The 15,906-nt window shown below is 61.1% G+C and carries 15 protein-coding genes; 13 read left to right on the top strand and 2 right to left on the bottom strand.

What is annotated here, in order from left to right; translation table 11 throughout:
* The first annotated feature begins 165 nt into the window (after window positions 1-165).
* Window positions 166-1,017: a flagellar motor stator protein MotA gene (gene motA / locus AC1Z24_RS28620; RefSeq protein ID WP_259104441.1), complete on the top strand. Its 852-nt coding sequence runs from the start codon at window positions 166-168 to the stop codon at window positions 1,015-1,017.
* Between the two features lie 3 nt (window positions 1,018-1,020).
* A complete protein-coding gene (gene motB / locus AC1Z24_RS28615) occupies window positions 1,021-2,019 on the top strand; it encodes a flagellar motor protein MotB (protein ID WP_483743659.1) in 999 nt (332 codons plus the stop codon).
* A 51-nt stretch (window positions 2,020-2,070) separates the two neighbouring features.
* On the opposite strand, the gene rsgA is transcribed toward motB, so the two are convergent.
* Window positions 2,071-3,102 carry a small ribosomal subunit biogenesis GTPase RsgA gene (rsgA, locus tag AC1Z24_RS28610; RefSeq protein ID WP_259104444.1) on the bottom strand — a complete coding sequence of 344 codons (1,032 nt, stop codon included), beginning with the start codon at window positions 3,100-3,102 and terminating at the stop codon, window positions 2,071-2,073.
* A gap of 109 nt (window positions 3,103-3,211) precedes the next feature.
* Between rsgA and orn the strand changes: the two genes are divergently transcribed.
* Window positions 3,212-3,745, top strand: coding sequence for an oligoribonuclease (orn, locus tag AC1Z24_RS28605; RefSeq protein ID WP_483743658.1), 534 nt, complete (start codon window positions 3,212-3,214; stop codon window positions 3,743-3,745).
* Between the two features lie 55 nt (window positions 3,746-3,800).
* Window positions 3,801-4,370 carry a trimeric intracellular cation channel family protein gene (locus AC1Z24_RS28600; RefSeq protein ID WP_483746730.1) on the top strand — a complete coding sequence of 190 codons (570 nt, stop codon included), beginning with the start codon at window positions 3,801-3,803 and terminating at the stop codon, window positions 4,368-4,370.
* An 83-nt stretch (window positions 4,371-4,453) separates the two neighbouring features.
* Here AC1Z24_RS28600 and queG read toward each other — a convergent pair whose 3' ends face one another.
* Window positions 4,454-5,545 (bottom strand): tRNA epoxyqueuosine(34) reductase QueG, encoded by a 1,092-nt coding sequence (gene queG, locus AC1Z24_RS28595; RefSeq protein ID WP_483743657.1) that lies wholly within the window; start codon window positions 5,543-5,545, stop codon window positions 4,454-4,456.
* A 62-nt stretch (window positions 5,546-5,607) separates the two neighbouring features.
* Here queG and AC1Z24_RS28590 point away from each other — a divergent pair, with 62 nt between their 5' ends.
* The 9 genes from AC1Z24_RS28590 (at window position 5,608) to hflC (ending at window position 15,747) form a co-directional block, all read left to right on the top strand.
* Window positions 5,608-7,113: an NAD(P)H-hydrate dehydratase gene (locus AC1Z24_RS28590; protein ID WP_483743656.1), complete on the top strand. Its 1,506-nt coding sequence runs from the start codon at window positions 5,608-5,610 to the stop codon at window positions 7,111-7,113.
* Window positions 7,114-7,139: 26 nt separating this feature from the next.
* Entirely contained in the window at window positions 7,140-7,571 is a 432-nt protein-coding gene (gene tsaE, locus AC1Z24_RS28585) for a tRNA (adenosine(37)-N6)-threonylcarbamoyltransferase complex ATPase subunit type 1 TsaE (RefSeq protein WP_483746729.1), read from the top strand.
* Between the two features lie 17 nt (window positions 7,572-7,588).
* Window positions 7,589-9,007: an N-acetylmuramoyl-L-alanine amidase gene (locus AC1Z24_RS28580; RefSeq protein ID WP_483743655.1), complete on the top strand. Its 1,419-nt coding sequence runs from the start codon at window positions 7,589-7,591 to the stop codon at window positions 9,005-9,007.
* Window positions 9,004-10,971 (top strand): DNA mismatch repair endonuclease MutL, encoded by a 1,968-nt coding sequence (mutL, locus tag AC1Z24_RS28575; RefSeq protein WP_483743654.1) that lies wholly within the window; start codon window positions 9,004-9,006, stop codon window positions 10,969-10,971. Before AC1Z24_RS28580 ends, mutL begins: the two co-directional genes overlap by 4 nt.
* Entirely contained in the window at window positions 10,971-11,942 is a 972-nt protein-coding gene (miaA, locus tag AC1Z24_RS28570; protein WP_483743653.1) for a tRNA (adenosine(37)-N6)-dimethylallyltransferase MiaA, read from the top strand. The genes mutL and miaA overlap by 1 nt, the downstream gene beginning before the upstream one ends.
* 88 nt (window positions 11,943-12,030) lie before the next feature.
* Window positions 12,031-12,291, top strand: a complete 261-nt coding sequence (gene hfq / locus AC1Z24_RS28565) for an RNA chaperone Hfq (protein ID WP_120127775.1) — start codon at window positions 12,031-12,033, stop codon at window positions 12,289-12,291.
* A gap of 12 nt (window positions 12,292-12,303) precedes the next feature.
* Entirely contained in the window at window positions 12,304-13,605 is a 1,302-nt protein-coding gene (gene hflX, locus AC1Z24_RS28560; RefSeq protein ID WP_259104458.1) for a ribosome rescue GTPase HflX, read from the top strand.
* A 97-nt stretch (window positions 13,606-13,702) separates the two neighbouring features.
* Complete coding sequence (gene hflK / locus AC1Z24_RS28555) at window positions 13,703-14,878, top strand: FtsH protease activity modulator HflK (RefSeq protein ID WP_259104460.1); 1,176 nt, start codon at window positions 13,703-13,705, stop codon at window positions 14,876-14,878.
* Complete coding sequence (hflC, locus tag AC1Z24_RS28550) at window positions 14,878-15,747, top strand: protease modulator HflC (RefSeq protein WP_259104462.1); 870 nt, start codon at window positions 14,878-14,880, stop codon at window positions 15,745-15,747. The genes hflK and hflC overlap by 1 nt, the downstream gene beginning before the upstream one ends.
* The last annotated feature ends 159 nt before the right edge of the window (window positions 15,748-15,906 follow it).

The following is a 15,906-nucleotide window of genomic DNA, read 5'->3' as shown; positions in this document are numbered from 1 at the left end:
GATTTACTGGCCCAGGCTGCGTTGCCTGAGCTTTGGGCCGAGGACCGAACTGGCTTTTCGCCTTAACTGGCTATAGTCTGGCCCAGTTAGGCCGATAAGTAGAAGAAGAGTTTCACGAACTTCCGCATATGTCCCTGAACCCGACTCAGTAAGTACCCTCTACCTATGGCTAAAATAATCGGCATTATTGTGGTTTTCGCGAGTGTGCTCGGCGGCTACGTCCTGTCCCACGGCGCAATCGCAGCATTGGTCCAGCCCTTTGAAGTCCTGATCATCGGCGGTGCGGCGTTCGGCGCATTTCTCCAGGCCAACCCCGGCCACATGACCAAGCTCGTGATCAAGAAGTCGCTGAAAATGTTCAGCAACCGCTTCACTCACGCGTTTTATCTTGAAGTGCTCGGCCTGGTCTACGAGATCCTCAACAAGAGCCGACGCGAAGGTATGATGGCCATCGAAGCGGACATCGAAGATGCTGCGGCCAGCCCGATTTTTGCCAAATACCCTGGCGTGTTGAAAGACGAGCGCATGACGGCGTACATGTGCGATTACCTGCGCATCATGTCCTCGGGCAACATGGCCCCCCACGAGCTGGAAGGCCTGTTCGACATGGAATTGCTGAGCATGAAGGAGGAGCTTGAGCATCCTTCCCATGCCATCACCGGTATTGCCGACGGTATGCCCGGCTTCGGTATCGTTGCGGCGGTACTGGGTATCGTGGTGACCATGGCGTCCCTGGGGTCGGGCGACAAGGCGGCCATCGGTATGCACGTAGGTGCGGCACTGGTGGGTACATTCTTCGGTATTCTCGCGGCGTACGGCTTCTTCGGTCCGCTGGCCAACTGCCTGGCCCACGATGCCAAGGAAGAAGTGAACGTCTATGAGGCGATCAAGGCTTCCCTGGTGGCTTCGGCTTCCGGCATGCCGCCTTCGCTGGCTGTGGAGTTCGGTCGCAAGGTTCTTTATCCCGCGCATCGGCCCAGCTTCAGCGAGCTGGAGCAAGCGGTTCGCGGTCGCTGATTTATGGAAAATAATCAGCCGATAATCATCAAGCGCGTCAAGCGCTTCGGGGGCGGGCACCACGGCGGTGCATGGAAAATCGCCTTCGCCGACTTTGCAACGGCGATGATGGCGTTCTTCCTGGTGTTGTGGCTGATGTCCTCGGCCACACCCGAGCAGTTGATCGCCATTGCCGGTTATTTCAAGGACCCGGTCGGTTTCTCCGACAGCGGCTCGCCCTACGTCATCGACCTGGGCGGTTCGCCGGAGATGTCGCCTGACCAGACCCTGAACCCCGAGATCAAATCCACGCCGACCCCGGACAACGTTCCGATCGAGTCCGATACGGCTGAAGCCAAGGCCGAGGCGCTGGAGCAGGAACGTCTGAAATTGCTGCTGCAGGAATTGCAGAACAAGGTCAACGAGAACCCGCAACTGCAGAAGTTCAAGGACCAGATTCTCTTCGATATCACCACTGATGGCTTACGTATCCAGATTACCGACGCCGATAACCGGCCGATGTTCGACCTGGGCAGCGCGCGCCTGAAGCCGTATTTCGAAGACATCCTGCTGGCCATGGCTGACACCATCAAAGCGGTGCCGAACAAGATCAGCGTCAGCGGCCATACCGATGCCAAGCCTTATGTGGGCAATGGCGATTATGGCAACTGGGAGTTGTCGGCCAACCGGGCCAACGCGGCGCGTCGGGCGCTGGTGGCGGGTGGCTATCCTGAGCCTCAGGTTGCACGGGTCGTCGGTTTCGCCTCGTCGGCGTTGTTCGATCGCGAGCATCCGCTGAACCCGGTCAACCGTCGTATCGATATCATTGTGCTGACCAAGAAGGCCCAGCAGCGCATCGAAGGCAGCCTTGGCGGGGAAACTTCTCCGGAGGCCAAGCCGGCCGGTTCTGCGCCGGGTGCAAGTGCGGCACCGGCGCCGCCGGACCCACAGGCCGGGGCGCAACCCCACGAGCTGCGCGAGAAGCTGAACCTGTTCGAGGATGACCCGACCAAGGTCAAGTAAGCGGACATGAAAAAACGCCCCTCGGGGCGTTTTTTTTGCGCGGGACTCAGCTCAATAGCTGGATTCCGGCAGGCTGGCGATGATCGAGCGATAGCTGTTCATGCGCTGCTGCTGGACGCGGCCGTCTTCCAGGGCCTTGAGCAGGGCGCAACCCGGTTCGCGGTCGTGCTTGCAGTCGCGGAAACGGCAGGTGCCGATCAGGTCGTTGAACTCGATAAAACCGGCTTCGACATCATGACGGCTGACGTGGCCGAGACCGAACTCGCGGATACCCGGTGAGTCGATCAGGTCGCCACCTCGGGGGAAGTGGAACAGCCGCGCCGTGGTCGTGGTGTGAGTACCCTGACCGGACAGCTCGGACAGCGGCCCGACCCGGGTTTCGACTTCCGGCAGCAGGCTGTTGACCAGGGACGACTTACCGACCCCGGATTGCCCGACGAACACGCTGATATGGCCATCGAGCTGGGCTTGCAATTGTTGCATGCCATCGCCCTGATGCGCCGACACTTCCAGCACCGGATAACCCAGTTGCCGATAGACCGCCAGCAGCGCATTGAGCGCCGGGGCGTTCTGTTCGTCGATCAGGTCGGCCTTGTTCAGCAGCAGCAAGGGACGAATCCCGGCGTGCTCGGCGGCCACCAGATAGCGGTCGATGAGGTTGGCGTGGGGCTCAGGCATGGGCGCAAAGACAATCACGATCAGATCGACGTTGGCTGCCACTGGCTTGAGCTGGCCGCGGCTGTCCGGACGGCACAGCTCGGTGCCTCGTGGCAGTTGCGCGACGATCACGCCGATGCCTTGGTTGCCCGCGCGCCAGACCACGCGGTCGCCGGTCACCAGCGCAGGAAGGTTGGCCCGCAGGTGGCAGCGGAAGACCTGGCCTTGCAGCTCGCCTTCCTGGGCCTCGACTTCTACCTGGACGCCGAAGTGGGCGATGACCAGGCCGGTCTGTTCGGGGCCGAGATCGCCACCTTCCAGAGTCTCCAGTGTATGGGACTCGCGTTTGGCGGCGCGGGCAGCGCGTTCGCCCTGGATTTTTTCGATGCGCCAGTTCTGACGACGATTGAGTTGGCGTTTGGCCATGGGTGTTCCGAGTCGATAAAACAGCTAATTGGGTGATGCCGATAAAACGGGTTGAAGTCTACCACGCCGGGGTGAGCTAAACTGCGCGCCTACGTTGAGGAGCCGACACATGCAGAACAAGCAGAACCTGATTTGGATTGATCTGGAAATGACCGGTCTGGATCCGGACACCGATGTCATTATCGAAATGGCCACCATCATCACCGACAGCGAACTCAATACCCTGGCCGAAGGCCCGGTGATCGCCGTGTACCAGAGCGATAAAATCCTCGCGGGTATGGATGAGTGGAACACCCGCCAGCACGGCGGCTCGGGCCTGACCCAGCGCGTGCGCGAGAGCACCATCAGCATGGCTGAGGCCGAGGCGCAGACCCTGGCGTTCATCCAGCAATGGGTGCCGGAGCGCAGTTCGCCGATCTGCGGCAACAGCATTTGCCAGGATCGCCGCTTCCTGTACCGCCACATGCCGACCCTGGAAAACTATTTCCACTACCGCAACCTCGATGTCTCGACGCTCAAGGAACTGGCTGCCCGCTGGTCGCCTGAGCTGAAATTCAAGAAGGGCAGCACCCACCTGGCGCTGGACGATATCCGCGAGTCCATCGCCGAACTGCGTTACTACCGCGAGCATTTCATCAAGTAAGGCGCCTGACTCCGTGCTGCTGACGCTCTATTTGATCGCGATTACCGCAGAAGCCATGACCGGCGCCCTGTCCGCCGGGCGGCGCGGCATGGATTGGTTTGGCGTGGTGTTGATCGCCTGCGTGACGGCGCTGGGCGGCGGCTCGGTGCGCGATGTGTTGCTTGGGCACTATCCGCTGACCTGGGTGCGTCACCCGGAGTATCTGATCCTGACCAGTGTTGCGGCCTTGCTGACAATCTTCATTGCGCCGCTGATGCGTCATCTGCGCTCGCTGTTTCTGGTGCTGGACGCCCTGGGGTTGGTGGCCTTTACCCTGATCGGCTGCACCACGGCGCTGGAAACCGGGCATGGCTTGTTGGTCGCGTCGGTGTGCGGGGTGATTACCGGGGTCTTTGGCGGCATTCTGCGGGATATCTTCTGTAACGATATCCCCCTGGTGTTCCGACGCGAGCTGTACGCCAGCGTCTCGTTCCTTGCCGCCTGGTGCTTTCTGCTGTGCCAGCATCTGGGGCTGTCGACGGAGCAGAGCGTGTTCATCACTCTGTTTGCCGGGTTGCTGCTGCGCTTATTGGCAATTCGCAATCATTGGGAAATGCCGAAGTTTGTCTATAAGGATGAGCAATAAGCCCATTTTCGGACACCCTCCGTAGGAGCGGCTTTAGCCGCGAGAGCGCTTTCCCGGCTAAAGCCGGTCCCACAGGATCTGTGTCAGTGGCGGCTGTTGTGTTGTCTCAACGCCCACTCCACATGTTCGCGCACCAGCTCTGACGGATACTCCCGTCGCGCTTCCAGCGCCTGCAAGACAGGAATGGTCGATGGCGCATTGCCCAAACCCACCGCCAGATTACGCAGCCAGCGTTCATAACCGGCTCGGCGCAGGGGTGATCCCTCCGTATTGCTGAGGAATGTCGCCTCGTCCCACATAAATAGCTGGGCCAGCTCGCTGTTGTCCAGGTTGTGCCGGGGCTGGAAGTCGCTCTGCTCGGTGGGGCGGGCGAAGCGGTTCCAGGGGCAGACAATCTGACAATCGTCGCAACCAAACACCCGGTTACCAATTAAAGGACGCAGCTCTTCCGGAATCGCCGTCTTGAGCTCGATGGTCAGGTAGGAAATGCAGCGCCGGGCGTCCAGTACATAGGGGCCGACAAAGGCCGCCGTTGGGCAGATATCCAGGCAGGCGGTGCAGCGCCCGCAGTGCTCGGTGGTGTGAGGGGCGTCGACGGGCAGGGCCAGGTCGACAAACAGCTCGCCGAGAAAGAAAAAGCTGCCGGCCTTGCGGTTGAGTACCAGGGTGTTCTTGCCGATCCAGCCCAGCCCGGCCTGCTCGGCGATGGCCTTCTCCAGTACCGGCGCGCTGTCGACGAAGGCGCGATAGCCGAACGGACCGATGGCCTGCTGGATACGCTCAGCCAGCTGCTGAACGCGCTTGCGGATCAGCTTGTGATAGTCGCGGCCCAGGGCGTAGCGTGAGACGTAGGCTTTTGCAGGCTCCGTGAGGCGCTGAGTCATCTCGGTGTCGCCGGGCAGGTAGTCCATGCGCAGGGACACCACGCTCAGGGTGCCGGGCACCAACTCGTCCGGATGGGAACGTTTGCTGCCATGGGCAGCCATATAGTCCATCTCGCCATGGTAGCCAGCGTCCAGCCAGCGTTGCAGGTGCTGTTCGTGCTCAGCCAGCTCCAGGCCGCTGATGCCGACCTGCTGGAAGCCCAGCTCACGACCCCAGGTCTTGATCGACTGGGCAAGGGTGGCCAGCTCAGCGCTGCTGAGTGTGAGTGGTTCGGCATTAATAGCGGACATGCAGAGGGGAAACCGATAACAAGATGCGTATAATTCTGCCAGACATCGGAGCCGATAGACGCATGCTCGACACTAAACCGCAATTACCCGACGCACTGTACAACGCCGCCCAGGTCCGCGACCTCGATGCGCGGCTGATTGCAGCGGGTACGCCTGGCCTGGAATTGATGCAGCGCGCCGCTCATGCAACCTGGCGCGCCATTCGTCGGCACTGGCCTGAGGGGCGCGCGCTGACGGTCCTGGCCGGGCATGGTAACAATGCCGGGGACGGTTATCTGGTCGCCCTGTTGGCGCGCAAGGCCGGGTGGCAGGTCGCGGTAATGGCGGTAGGCGATCCCGCTGCGCTGTCCGGTGATGCTGCTACGGCCTACGCCAGTGCCCTGGCCGGTGCCGTCGATATCCAGCCCTGGTCCGGGCAGGCCCTCGATAGTCCTTCAACCATTATTCTCGATGCCCTGCTGGGTACCGGGCTGAACGGCGATGTGCGCTCGCCTTATGCCGAGGTCATCGCTGCGATCAACGCCAGCGACCAGCCGGTCGCTGCTGTGGATATTCCTTCGGGCCTGAGTGCCGATACCGGCCGCGTCCTGGGCGCGGCGGTGCGTGCCGACCTGACGGTGAGTTTTATTGGCCTGAAACTTGGGCTGTTGACGGGCGAAGGCCGGGATTACTGCGGTGAGCTGGTCTTCGATGACTTGCAGGCCGACCCGCAGATTGTCGCCCAGGCGCCAAACAGTGCGACTCGCCTCGACAGTCATAACCTGCCGAAACTGGCACCACGCTCGCCCTCGGCCCATAAAGGTCTGTTCGGCCGGGTGCTGGTACTGGGCGGCGACCATGGTTTCGGCGGTGCGACGCTACTGTCGTCGGAAAGCGCCCTGCGCAGTGGCGCGGGTATGGTCACCCTGGCGACCCGGGAAGAACATGTGGCGGCGGCCTTGAGTCGTTGCCCTGAAGTCATGACCGTGGGCGTACGTTCGGCCAATCAGGTGCAGGGGTTGATCGAAGCCGCCAGCGTGCTGGTGGTGGGGCCTGGTCTGGGTCAGGCCAGTTGGGGCAAGAGCCTGCTGTCGGCGGCGGCCAATGCGTCCAAGGCCCAGGTCTGGGATGCCGATGCCCTGAACCAATTGGCGAACGGTAGTGTCAGTTTGCCTGCAAATTCTGTCATCACCCCGCATCCCGGTGAAGCGGCGCGTCTGTTGGGTATCGAAACCCGTGCAGTGCAGGCCGATCGCCCGGCGGCGGCCATGGCCCTGGCGCGTAAATTCAATACCGTTTGCGTGCTCAAGGGCAGCGGCAGCCTGATTGCCGACAGCAATGGGTGCCTGGCCTTGTGTGATCGCGGTCATCCGGCCATGGCCACCGCCGGGCTGGGTGATGTCCTGGCCGGCTTGGTCGGGGCGCTGCTGGCGCAGAAGATGGAACCGTTCGAAGCTGCTTGCCTGGGTGTCTGGCTGCATGCCCGGGCCGGTGAGCAGGTGGGTCAGGCCGGGCGAGGTCTGGCCGCCAGTGATTTGATTCCCGCTATTCGTCAGCTATTGGAGGAGCTACAACCGTGTCTGAGTTAATCGTCAATCTGGTCGGTGAAGAGGCCATGATGGGCTTCGGCGCGCGCCTTGCCGCCGTCACCGGCGCGGTGGGCGTGATCTTCCTCGAAGGCGATCTGGGGGCGGGCAAGACCACCCTGTCCCGAGGCCTGATTCGCGGCCTGGGCCATGTGGGAGCGGTCAAGAGTCCGACCTTTACCCTGGTCGAACCCTACGAAATCGGCAGCCTGCGTGCCTATCACTTCGACCTCTATCGGCTGGTCGACCCCGAGGAGCTGGAGTACCTGGGGATTCGCGATTATCTGGAAGAGGATGCACTTTGTTTGATCGAGTGGCCCGAACGTGGTGCAGGCTTTTTGCCAAAGCCTGACATGACCATTACCATTAGGCCCCAAGCACAAGGCCGCTCGCTGTTGCTGAGCCCTCAGGGTTCGCGCGGGGAAGCCTGGTGCGCCGCTTTAGCATTGGAATTCAAATAGAAATGGGGTTGTCAGGTATGCGCATGCGCGCGCTGGTTGCTGTGATGGGGCTGCTGTTGATGGCGCTGGCTGTCGACGTATTGGCCGCGACACAGGTCCGAAGTGTTCGCTTATGGCGCGCACCGGATAACACACGGCTGGTTTTCGACCTGTCCGGCACGGTGCAGCACAGCGTGTTCACCCTGACGTCGCCCGATCGTCTGGTTATCGATATCAATGGCGCGACCCTTGGCGGCCCGCTGAATATCGCCACGGCCAATACTCCGATCATCAGCATGCGCTCGGCACAGCGCACGCCGACCGACCTGCGTGTGGTCATCGACTTGAAGAAGGCCGTGACCCCCAAGAGCTTTGTTCTGGCGCCGAACCAGCAATACGGCAACCGGCTGGTCGTGGACCTCTACGACAATGCCGAGGACGCCAATCCGCCGCCCGCGCTGCCGCCGACCACCGTTACCGCAGCGCCGGCCGTGCCGGTCAGCCCGTCCAAGCCTGAAATCAAACTCGCCCCGGTGCCCAACGGCAAGCGCGATATCGTGATTGTCGTGGATGCCGGTCATGGCGGCGAAGACCCCGGCGCCTCTGGCTCCAGCGGGCAGAAAGAGAAAAACGTGGTGCTCTCCATCGCCAAGGAACTGCAACGGCAGATCAACGCTGAGAAGGGCTATCGCGCTGAGCTGACCCGTACCGGTGACTATTTCATCCCGCTGCGCAAACGCACGGAAATCGCCAGGGCCAAAGGCGCTGACCTGTTCGTCTCGATCCATGCCGACGCCGCGCCATCCTCTGCGGCCTTCGGTGCCTCGGTGTTTGCCCTGTCCGAACGTGGCGCGACTTCCGAAACCGCGCGCTGGCTGGCCGACAGTGAAAACCGTTCCGACTTGATCGGTGGTGCCGGAGCCGTAAGCCTGGACGACAAGGATCGCATGCTGGCCGGGGTGCTTCTCGATCTGTCCATGACCGCCTCGTTGTCGTCGAGCCTGAACGTGGGGCAGAAAGTTCTGAGCAACATTGGTCGCGTGACTTCACTGCACAAGCAGAGAGTGGAGCAGGCCGGGTTCATGGTGCTGAAATCTCCTGATATTCCGTCGATCCTCGTGGAAACCGGATTTATCTCGAACAATGCCGAGGCCAACAAACTGCAGGCGGCCTCGCACCAGCAGGCCCTGGCGCGCTCGATCAATGCCGGGGTCAAACAGTTCTTCCAGCAGAACCCGCCGCAGGGCACTTATATCGCCTGGCTGCGCGATAACGGCAAGCTGGCCCAGGGCCCGCGCAATCATGTGGTTCGCTCCGGCGAAACCCTGGCCATGGTTGCGGCTCGTTACGATATGAGCCCGGCAGCCCTGCGCAGCGCCAACGATCTCAAGAGTGATGATTTGCGCGTTGGTCAGGATCTGAAAATCCCGAATACGGAGCTGGCGTCACAGCCATGACAGACCTTCTGATAGACAGCGTCGAGCCGGTTACCGCCAGCCCCGTGGCTGACGTTGCCGAGAATGCTGCACGCATCGAATTGCTCAGCCCGCGCCTGGCCAACCAGATTGCCGCCGGTGAAGTGGTCGAGCGACCAGCCTCGGTGATCAAGGAACTGCTGGAAAACAGTCTGGATTCCGGCGCCCGACGTATCGATGTCGATGTCGAGCAGGCCGGGATCAAGCTGCTGCGAGTGCGGGATGACGGTCGCGGCATCGCCTCCGACGACCTGCCTCTGGCCCTGGCTCGTCACGCTACCAGCAAGATTCGCGAACTCGAAGACCTGGAGCGGGTGATGAGCCTGGGGTTTCGCGGTGAGGCCCTGGCGTCGATCAGCTCGGTGGCCCGCCTGACCCTGACGTCTCGCACCCGTGGCGCCGATCAGGCCTGGCAGGTGGAAACCGAAGGCCGCGACATGGCGTCGCGGGTACAGCCCGCTGCGCACCCGGTCGGCACCTCGGTGGAAGTGCGCGACCTGTTCTTCAATACCCCGGCCCGCCGCAAGTTTCTCAAGGCCGAGAAAACCGAATTCGATCACCTGCAGGAAGTGATCAAACGCATGGCCCTGGCACGCTTCGACGTGGCCTTCCATCTGCGCCATAACGGCAAGACCGTTCTCAGCCTGCACGAAGCCCATGACGACGCCGCCCGCGCGCGGCGTGTATCGGCCATTTGCGGACCGGGCTTCCTGGAGCAGGCGCTGCCGATCGAAATCGAGCGCAATGGCCTGCATCTGTGGGGCTGGGTCGGTTTGCCGACGTTCTCCCGCAGCCAGGCCGACCTGCAATATTTCTTCGTCAATGGCCGTGCGGTGCGCGACAAACTGGTCGCTCACGCGGTGCGCCAGGCCTATCGCGACGTGCTGTTCAATGGCCGTCACCCGACCTTCGTGCTGTTTTTCGAAGTCGATCCGGCCGCCGTAGACGTCAACGTGCACCCGACCAAGCACGAAGTGCGTTTCCGTGACGGGCGCATGGTCCACGACTTTCTTTATGGCACCTTGCACCGCGCCCTGGGCGATGTGCGCCCGGAAGACCAGTTGTCCGGCACGGTGCCTGCGGCAGTGCAGGAGCGGGTCACGGGTATCGATGCCGGTGAATTCGGCCCCCAGGGCGAGATGCGCCTGGCCGCCAACCTGCTGGAACAGCCCCAGGGCGATGCCTATAACCGGCCTGCCGGGTCGGGCGCGGGTAGCGGTTATCAGTATCAGTACACGCCAAGACCTACCTCATCGGTGCCGATTGCTGACGCCCAGGCCGCCTATCGCGAGTTTTTTGCACCGCTGCCGACCGGTAGCGTACCTGCCGGTGCCGTGTCCCTGCCGGAATCTCAGGGCGATATCCCGCCATTGGGCTATGCCCTGGCCCAGCTCAAGGGCATCTATATTCTTGCGGAGAACGCCATCGGCCTGGTGCTGGTGGATATGCACGCGGCCCACGAACGCATTATGTACGAGCGCCTGAAGATCGCCATGGCCAGCGAAGGCCTCAGCGGCCAGCCGCTGCTGGTGCCGGAATCCATCGCGGTCAGCCAACGTGAAGCCGATTGCGCCGAAGAGCACATGGCGACGTTCCAGCAGCTGGGCTTCGAATTACAGCGCCTGGGCCCGGAAAGCCTGGCGATCCGCCAGATCCCGGCGCTGCTCAAGCAGGCCGAGGCCAATCGCCTGGTGCATGACGTACTCGCCGACCTGATGGAATACGGCACCAGCGACCGCGTGCAGGCACATATGAACGAATTGCTCGGCACCATGGCCTGTCATGGTGCGGTGCGGGCCAATCGCCGCCTGGCGATCCCGGAAATGAACGCCTTGCTGCGCGACATGGAAAACACCGAACGCAGCGGCCAGTGCAACCATGGCCGTCCGACCTGGACTCAGATGGGCCTGGACGATCTCGACAAACTTTTCCTGCGTGGTCGCTGATGAGCGCTTTTCCTCCGGCCATTTTTTTGATGGGGCCGACCGCCGCAGGCAAGACCGACCTGGCCATGGAGCTGACCAAGGTGCTGCCCTGCGAGCTGATCAGCGTCGATTCGGCACTGGTCTACCGCGGCATGGATATCGGCACGGCCAAGCCCTCCAAGGCCCAGCTGGCCGAGTTTCCTCATCGTCTGATCGATATTCTCGATCCGTCGCAAAGCTATTCGGCGGCCGACTTTCGCACTGACGCCCTGGCTGCCATGGCCGAAATCACGGCGCGGGGCAATATTCCCCTGCTGGTCGGTGGCACGATGCTGTATTTCAAGACTCTATTGGAAGGCATGGCTGATATGCCGTCTGCCGATGCTCAGGTGCGTGCCGAGTTGGAGGCGCGGGCAGCGGAGCACGGCTGGCAGGCTTTGCATGACGAGCTGGCGCAGGTTGACCCGGTTTCTGCGGCACGTATTCATCCCAATGATCCGCAGCGCCTGATCCGCGCGCTGGAGGTTTATCGGGTCAGTGGCATGAATATGACAGCACACAGGGAACAACAAACTGCGCAAAGTACCGACGCAGCCGCTTCGGGGCGTCGGCAATTGCCCTATACTGTCGCCAGCCTGGCCATCGCTCCGGTGGATCGCAAGGTTTTGCACGAACGTATTGCGCTACGATTTTCACAAATGCTGGAGCAGGGGTTTCTGGACGAAGTACTGGCATTACGCTCAAGAGGCGACCTGCATGCCGGGTTGCCGTCGATACGAGCTGTCGGTTATCGCCAGGTCTGGGATCACCTGGATGGAAAGCTGACTTGGGATGAAATGCGGGAACGGGGCATCATTGCGACGCGCCAGTTGGCCAAACGGCAGTTTACCTGGCTACGCAGCTGGGAGAATCTGCGCTGGCTGGACAGTCTGGATAGCGACAATCTGCCGCGTGCCTTGAAATACTTGGGATCGGTCTCCATATTGGGCTGAGTCTCTGCAATAGCCGTCTATCCTTGGGGGGTGGCCGGTTCAAGCCAATGAATTCGAATTATTATTGATCCTTAAAGGAGTGCGGCACATGTCAAAAGGGCATTCGCTACAAGACCCTTACCTGAACACTTTGCGTAAAGAGAAAGTGGGGGTATCGATCTATCTGGTGAACGGGATCAAGCTGCAGGGCACCATCGAGTCTTTCGATCAGTTTGTCATTTTGCTGAAGAACACCGTCAGCCAAATGGTCTACAAGCACGCCATTTCCACCGTTGTACCGGTTCGCCCAATCCGTCTGCCTAGCGCTTCCGAGTCCGAAACGGGCGACGCTGAGCCAGGTAACGCCTGATAGGAGTCTGCTTTGTTCTTTGAGCGCCACAGTGGTGGTGAACGAGCCATTCTTGTTCATTTGGATGGTCAGGACCCTGAGGCGCGTGAAGATCCGCAGGAGTTTCAGGAGCTGGCCATCTCGGCTGGCGCCGACACCGTCGCGTTTTTCAACGTGCCGCGTCATCGGCCATCGGCTAAATACCTGATCGGTTCCGGCAAAGTCGAGGAGCTGCGTGATCAGGTCAAGGCCGAACAGGCCGATCTGGTGATTTTCAATCACACCCTCACTCCCAGCCAGGAACGTAACCTGGAGCGTGCTTTCGAGTGTCGTGTGATCGACCGTACCGGTCTGATCCTCGATATCTTCGCCCAGCGCGCGCGTACCCATGAAGGTAAGTTGCAGGTCGAACTGGCGCAGCTCGAACACATGAGCACGCGTCTGGTCCGCGGATGGACTCACCTTGAGCGCCAGGGCGGAGGTATCGGTCTGCGCGGGCCGGGTGAAACCCAGCTCGAGACCGACCGCCGCCTGCTGCGTGTGCGTCTGCGCCAGCTCAAGGGGCGTCTGGAGAAGGTCCGCAGTCAGCGTGAACAGGCCCGTCGTGGGCGCAAGCGCGCCGATATTCCTTCGGTTTCACTGGTGGGTTATACCAACGCTGGCAAATCGACGCTGTTCAATGCGGTGACCCAATCCGACGTATTCGCCGCCGACCAGTTGTTCGCCACCCTCGACCCGACCCTGCGCCGTCTGCAATTGGATGACCTGGGGCCAATCGTGCTGGCGGACACCGTGGGCTTCATTCGCCACCTGCCGCACAAGCTGGTCGAGGCCTTTCGGGCTACGCTCGAAGAGTCGAGCAACTCAGACCTGCTGCTGCATATCATCGACTCCCATGAGCCTGAGCGCATGGAGCAGATCGAGCAGGTGATGGCGGTTCTGACCGAGATTGGCGCTCATGAGCTGCCGATTCTTGAGGTGTACAACAAGATCGACCTGCTCGAGGGCGTGGAGCCGCAGATCCAGCGCGATGCCAATGGCAAGCCGCAACGGGTCTGGGTTTCCGCCCGCGACGGTCGAGGGCTGGACCTGCTCAAGCAGGCGGTGGCCGAGCTGCTGGGTGACGATTTGTTCGTCGGCACCTTGCACTTGTCCCAGCGTTTTGCTCGACTGCGCGCTCAGTTTTTCAATGCGGGTGCGGTACAAAGCGAAACCCATGACGAAGAAGGCAGCAGCCTGCTGGCGGTGCGTTTGCCGCGAGTGGAGCTCAATCGACTGGTGAGTCGCGAAGGATTGCAGCCGCTAGAGTTTATTGAACAACACACTTTGCAATAAAAAGCGCGGGAAAGCCGTTACACGGTATTCACGGGCATTCTGTAGCATGGGTCGGCGCGCCGCGGGCGCGTCTTTGCTTTATCAGATGGAGAGCGCTATGGCTTGGAATGAGCCGGGTGGCAACTCGAACAATCAGGATCCCTGGGGTGGCAAACGCCGTGGTGGCGGCGACCGCAAGGGACCGCCCGATCTCGACGAAGCCTTCCGCAAGCTACAGGAAAGCCTGAACGGGTTGTTCGGTGGCGGTAAGAAACGCAGCGGTGATGGCGGCGGCAATGGGCCGCGCAGCGGTGGTGGCGGTGGCTTCGGCCTGCTGGGCATCGGCCTTTTCGTTCTGCTGGCTATCTGGCTGTACAGCGCCATTTATGTAGTGGACGAGCAGGAGCAGGCTGTTGTCCTGCGTTTCGGCAAGTACCACGAGACCGTTGGGCCGGGCCTTAACATCTATTTCCCGCCTTTCGATCGCAAGTATCTGGAAAACGTGACGCGCGAGCGTGCCTACAGCAAGCAGGGGCAGATGCTGACCGAAGACGAGAACATCGTCGAGGTGCCGTTGACCGTGCAGTACAAGATCACCAACCTGCAGGACTTCGTGCTGAACGTTGACCAGCCTGAGGTGAGCCTGCAACACGCCACTGAAAGTGCGCTGCGCCATGTCGTGGGTTCCACGGCCATGGACCAGGTGTTGACCGAGGGTCGTGAAGTGATGGCCAGTGCGATCAAGGAACGTCTGCAACGTTTCCTCGATACCTATCGCACCGGCATTACCGTGACCCAGGTGAACGTGCAGAGCGCTGCCGCGCCGCGTGACGTTCAGGAAGCCTTCGATGACGTGATCCGTGCCCGTGAAGACGAACAGCGTTCGCGCAACCAGGCTGAAACCTACGCCAACGGGGTTATCCCGGAAGCTCGTGGTCAGGCCCAGCGCATCATCGAAGATGCCAACGGTTATCGCGACGAAGTGATCTCACGTGCCAAGGGTGAGGCTGACCGCTTTACCAAGCTGGTGGCCGAGTATCGCAAGGCGCCGGAAGTCACTCGCGAGCGTCTGTATCTGGAAACCATGCAGGATGTGTACAGCAACACCAGCAAGGTCCTGATTACCGGCGACAAGGGGCAGAACAATCTGCTTTACCTGCCATTGGATAAAATGATCGACAACAGCCGCAGCAGTACTCCGCCGACCACGAGCTCCAGCTCTTCCGGTACGGATACGGGCGCGCGTAGCGTGGATCCACAGCAGCGCGAAGTGCGCACCAGGGAGAGTCGCTGATGAGCAATAAATCACTGATCGCCCTGATCCTCTGCGCGGTCCTGGCCGTAGTGGCCTGGAACAGCTTCTATATCGTTGCCCAGACCGAACGCGCAGTCCTGCTGCAATTCGGTCGTGTAGTGCAGTCCGATGTGTCGCCTGGCCTGCATGTGAAGGTTCCGTACGTCAACCAGGTGCGCAAGTTCGACGGCCGCCTGCTGACTCTTGATGCGCCGACCCAGCGGTTCCTGACCCTGGAAAAGAAAGCCGTCATGGTTGATGCCTACGCCAAATGGCGGGTCAAGGACGCCGAGCGCTTCTACACCGCGACCTCGGGTCTGAAGCAGATTGCCGACGAACGTCTGTCGCGTCGTCTGGAATCCGGCCTGCGTGACCAGTTCGGCAAGCGCACCCTGCACGAAGTCGTGTCGGGTGAGCGTGACGCACTGATGGCTGACATCACTGGCTCGTTGAACAAAATGGCCGAGAAAGAACTGGGTATCGAAGTGGTCGATGTCCGGGTCAAGGCCATCGACCTGCCCAAGGAAGTCAACCGCAGCGTGTTCGAGCGCATGAGCACCGAGCGTGAGCGCGAGGCGCGTGAGCATCGGGCCAAGGGTAACGAGCTGGCAGAAGGCATTCGTGCTGACGCCGACCGTCAGCGCCGCGTGCTGCTGGCTGAGGCTTATCGTGAGTCGGAAGAGGCCCGTGGTGATGGCGATGCCCAGGCAGCGTCGATTTACTCCAAGGCCTACGGTCAGGATCAGGAGTTCTACGCGTTCTATCGCAGCCTGCGTGCCTACCGTGAAAGCTTCGCGAACAAAAGCGACGTGATGGTGCTTGATCCAAGTAGCGAGTTCTTCCGCTATATGGGCAAAGCCAAGCCGTGATCGATTCATCCGCCGGGCGGCAAAACTGCCCAGCGGGGTGAATGCACGGTAAAACGTGTGTATGATGCGGCAGCCGGGAAATTCCCGGCTTTTTTGCGTCTGCACGATTGATTGGTCGTAGCCTGCAGGGCTCGCGACAAGATTTTTCGAGGAAAGTGG

Source organism: Pseudomonas sp. JL23 (assembly GCF_056933585.1).
Note: the sequence above shows the minus strand (reverse complement) of the source record. Positions and strands in the feature narration are given on the sequence as shown.

Excerpts from the sequence above, each read along its gene's own strand:
- motA (WP_259104441.1), top strand. The coding sequence starts at position 166 with ATGGCTAAAATAATCGGCATTATTGTGGTTTTCGCGAGTGTGCTCGGC.
- motB (WP_483743659.1), top strand. The coding sequence starts at position 1,021 with ATGGAAAATAATCAGCCGATAATCATCAAGCGCGTCAAGCGCTTCGGG.
- rsgA (WP_259104444.1), bottom strand. The coding sequence starts at position 3,102 with ATGGCCAAACGCCAACTCAATCGTCGTCAGAACTGGCGCATCGAAAAA.
- orn (WP_483743658.1), top strand. The coding sequence starts at position 3,212 with ATGCAGAACAAGCAGAACCTGATTTGGATTGATCTGGAAATGACCGGT.
- AC1Z24_RS28600 (WP_483746730.1), top strand. The coding sequence starts at position 3,801 with ATGACCGGCGCCCTGTCCGCCGGGCGGCGCGGCATGGATTGGTTTGGC.
- queG (WP_483743657.1), bottom strand. The coding sequence starts at position 5,545 with ATGTCCGCTATTAATGCCGAACCACTCACACTCAGCAGCGCTGAGCTG.
- AC1Z24_RS28590 (WP_483743656.1), top strand. The coding sequence starts at position 5,608 with ATGCTCGACACTAAACCGCAATTACCCGACGCACTGTACAACGCCGCC.
- tsaE (WP_483746729.1), top strand. The coding sequence starts at position 7,140 with ATGATGGGCTTCGGCGCGCGCCTTGCCGCCGTCACCGGCGCGGTGGGC.
- AC1Z24_RS28580 (WP_483743655.1), top strand. The coding sequence starts at position 7,589 with ATGCGCATGCGCGCGCTGGTTGCTGTGATGGGGCTGCTGTTGATGGCG.
- mutL (WP_483743654.1), top strand. The coding sequence starts at position 9,004 with ATGACAGACCTTCTGATAGACAGCGTCGAGCCGGTTACCGCCAGCCCC.
- miaA (WP_483743653.1), top strand. The coding sequence starts at position 10,971 with ATGAGCGCTTTTCCTCCGGCCATTTTTTTGATGGGGCCGACCGCCGCA.
- hfq (WP_120127775.1), top strand. The coding sequence starts at position 12,031 with ATGTCAAAAGGGCATTCGCTACAAGACCCTTACCTGAACACTTTGCGT.
- hflK (WP_259104460.1), top strand. The coding sequence starts at position 13,703 with ATGGCTTGGAATGAGCCGGGTGGCAACTCGAACAATCAGGATCCCTGG.
- hflC (WP_259104462.1), top strand. The coding sequence starts at position 14,878 with ATGAGCAATAAATCACTGATCGCCCTGATCCTCTGCGCGGTCCTGGCC.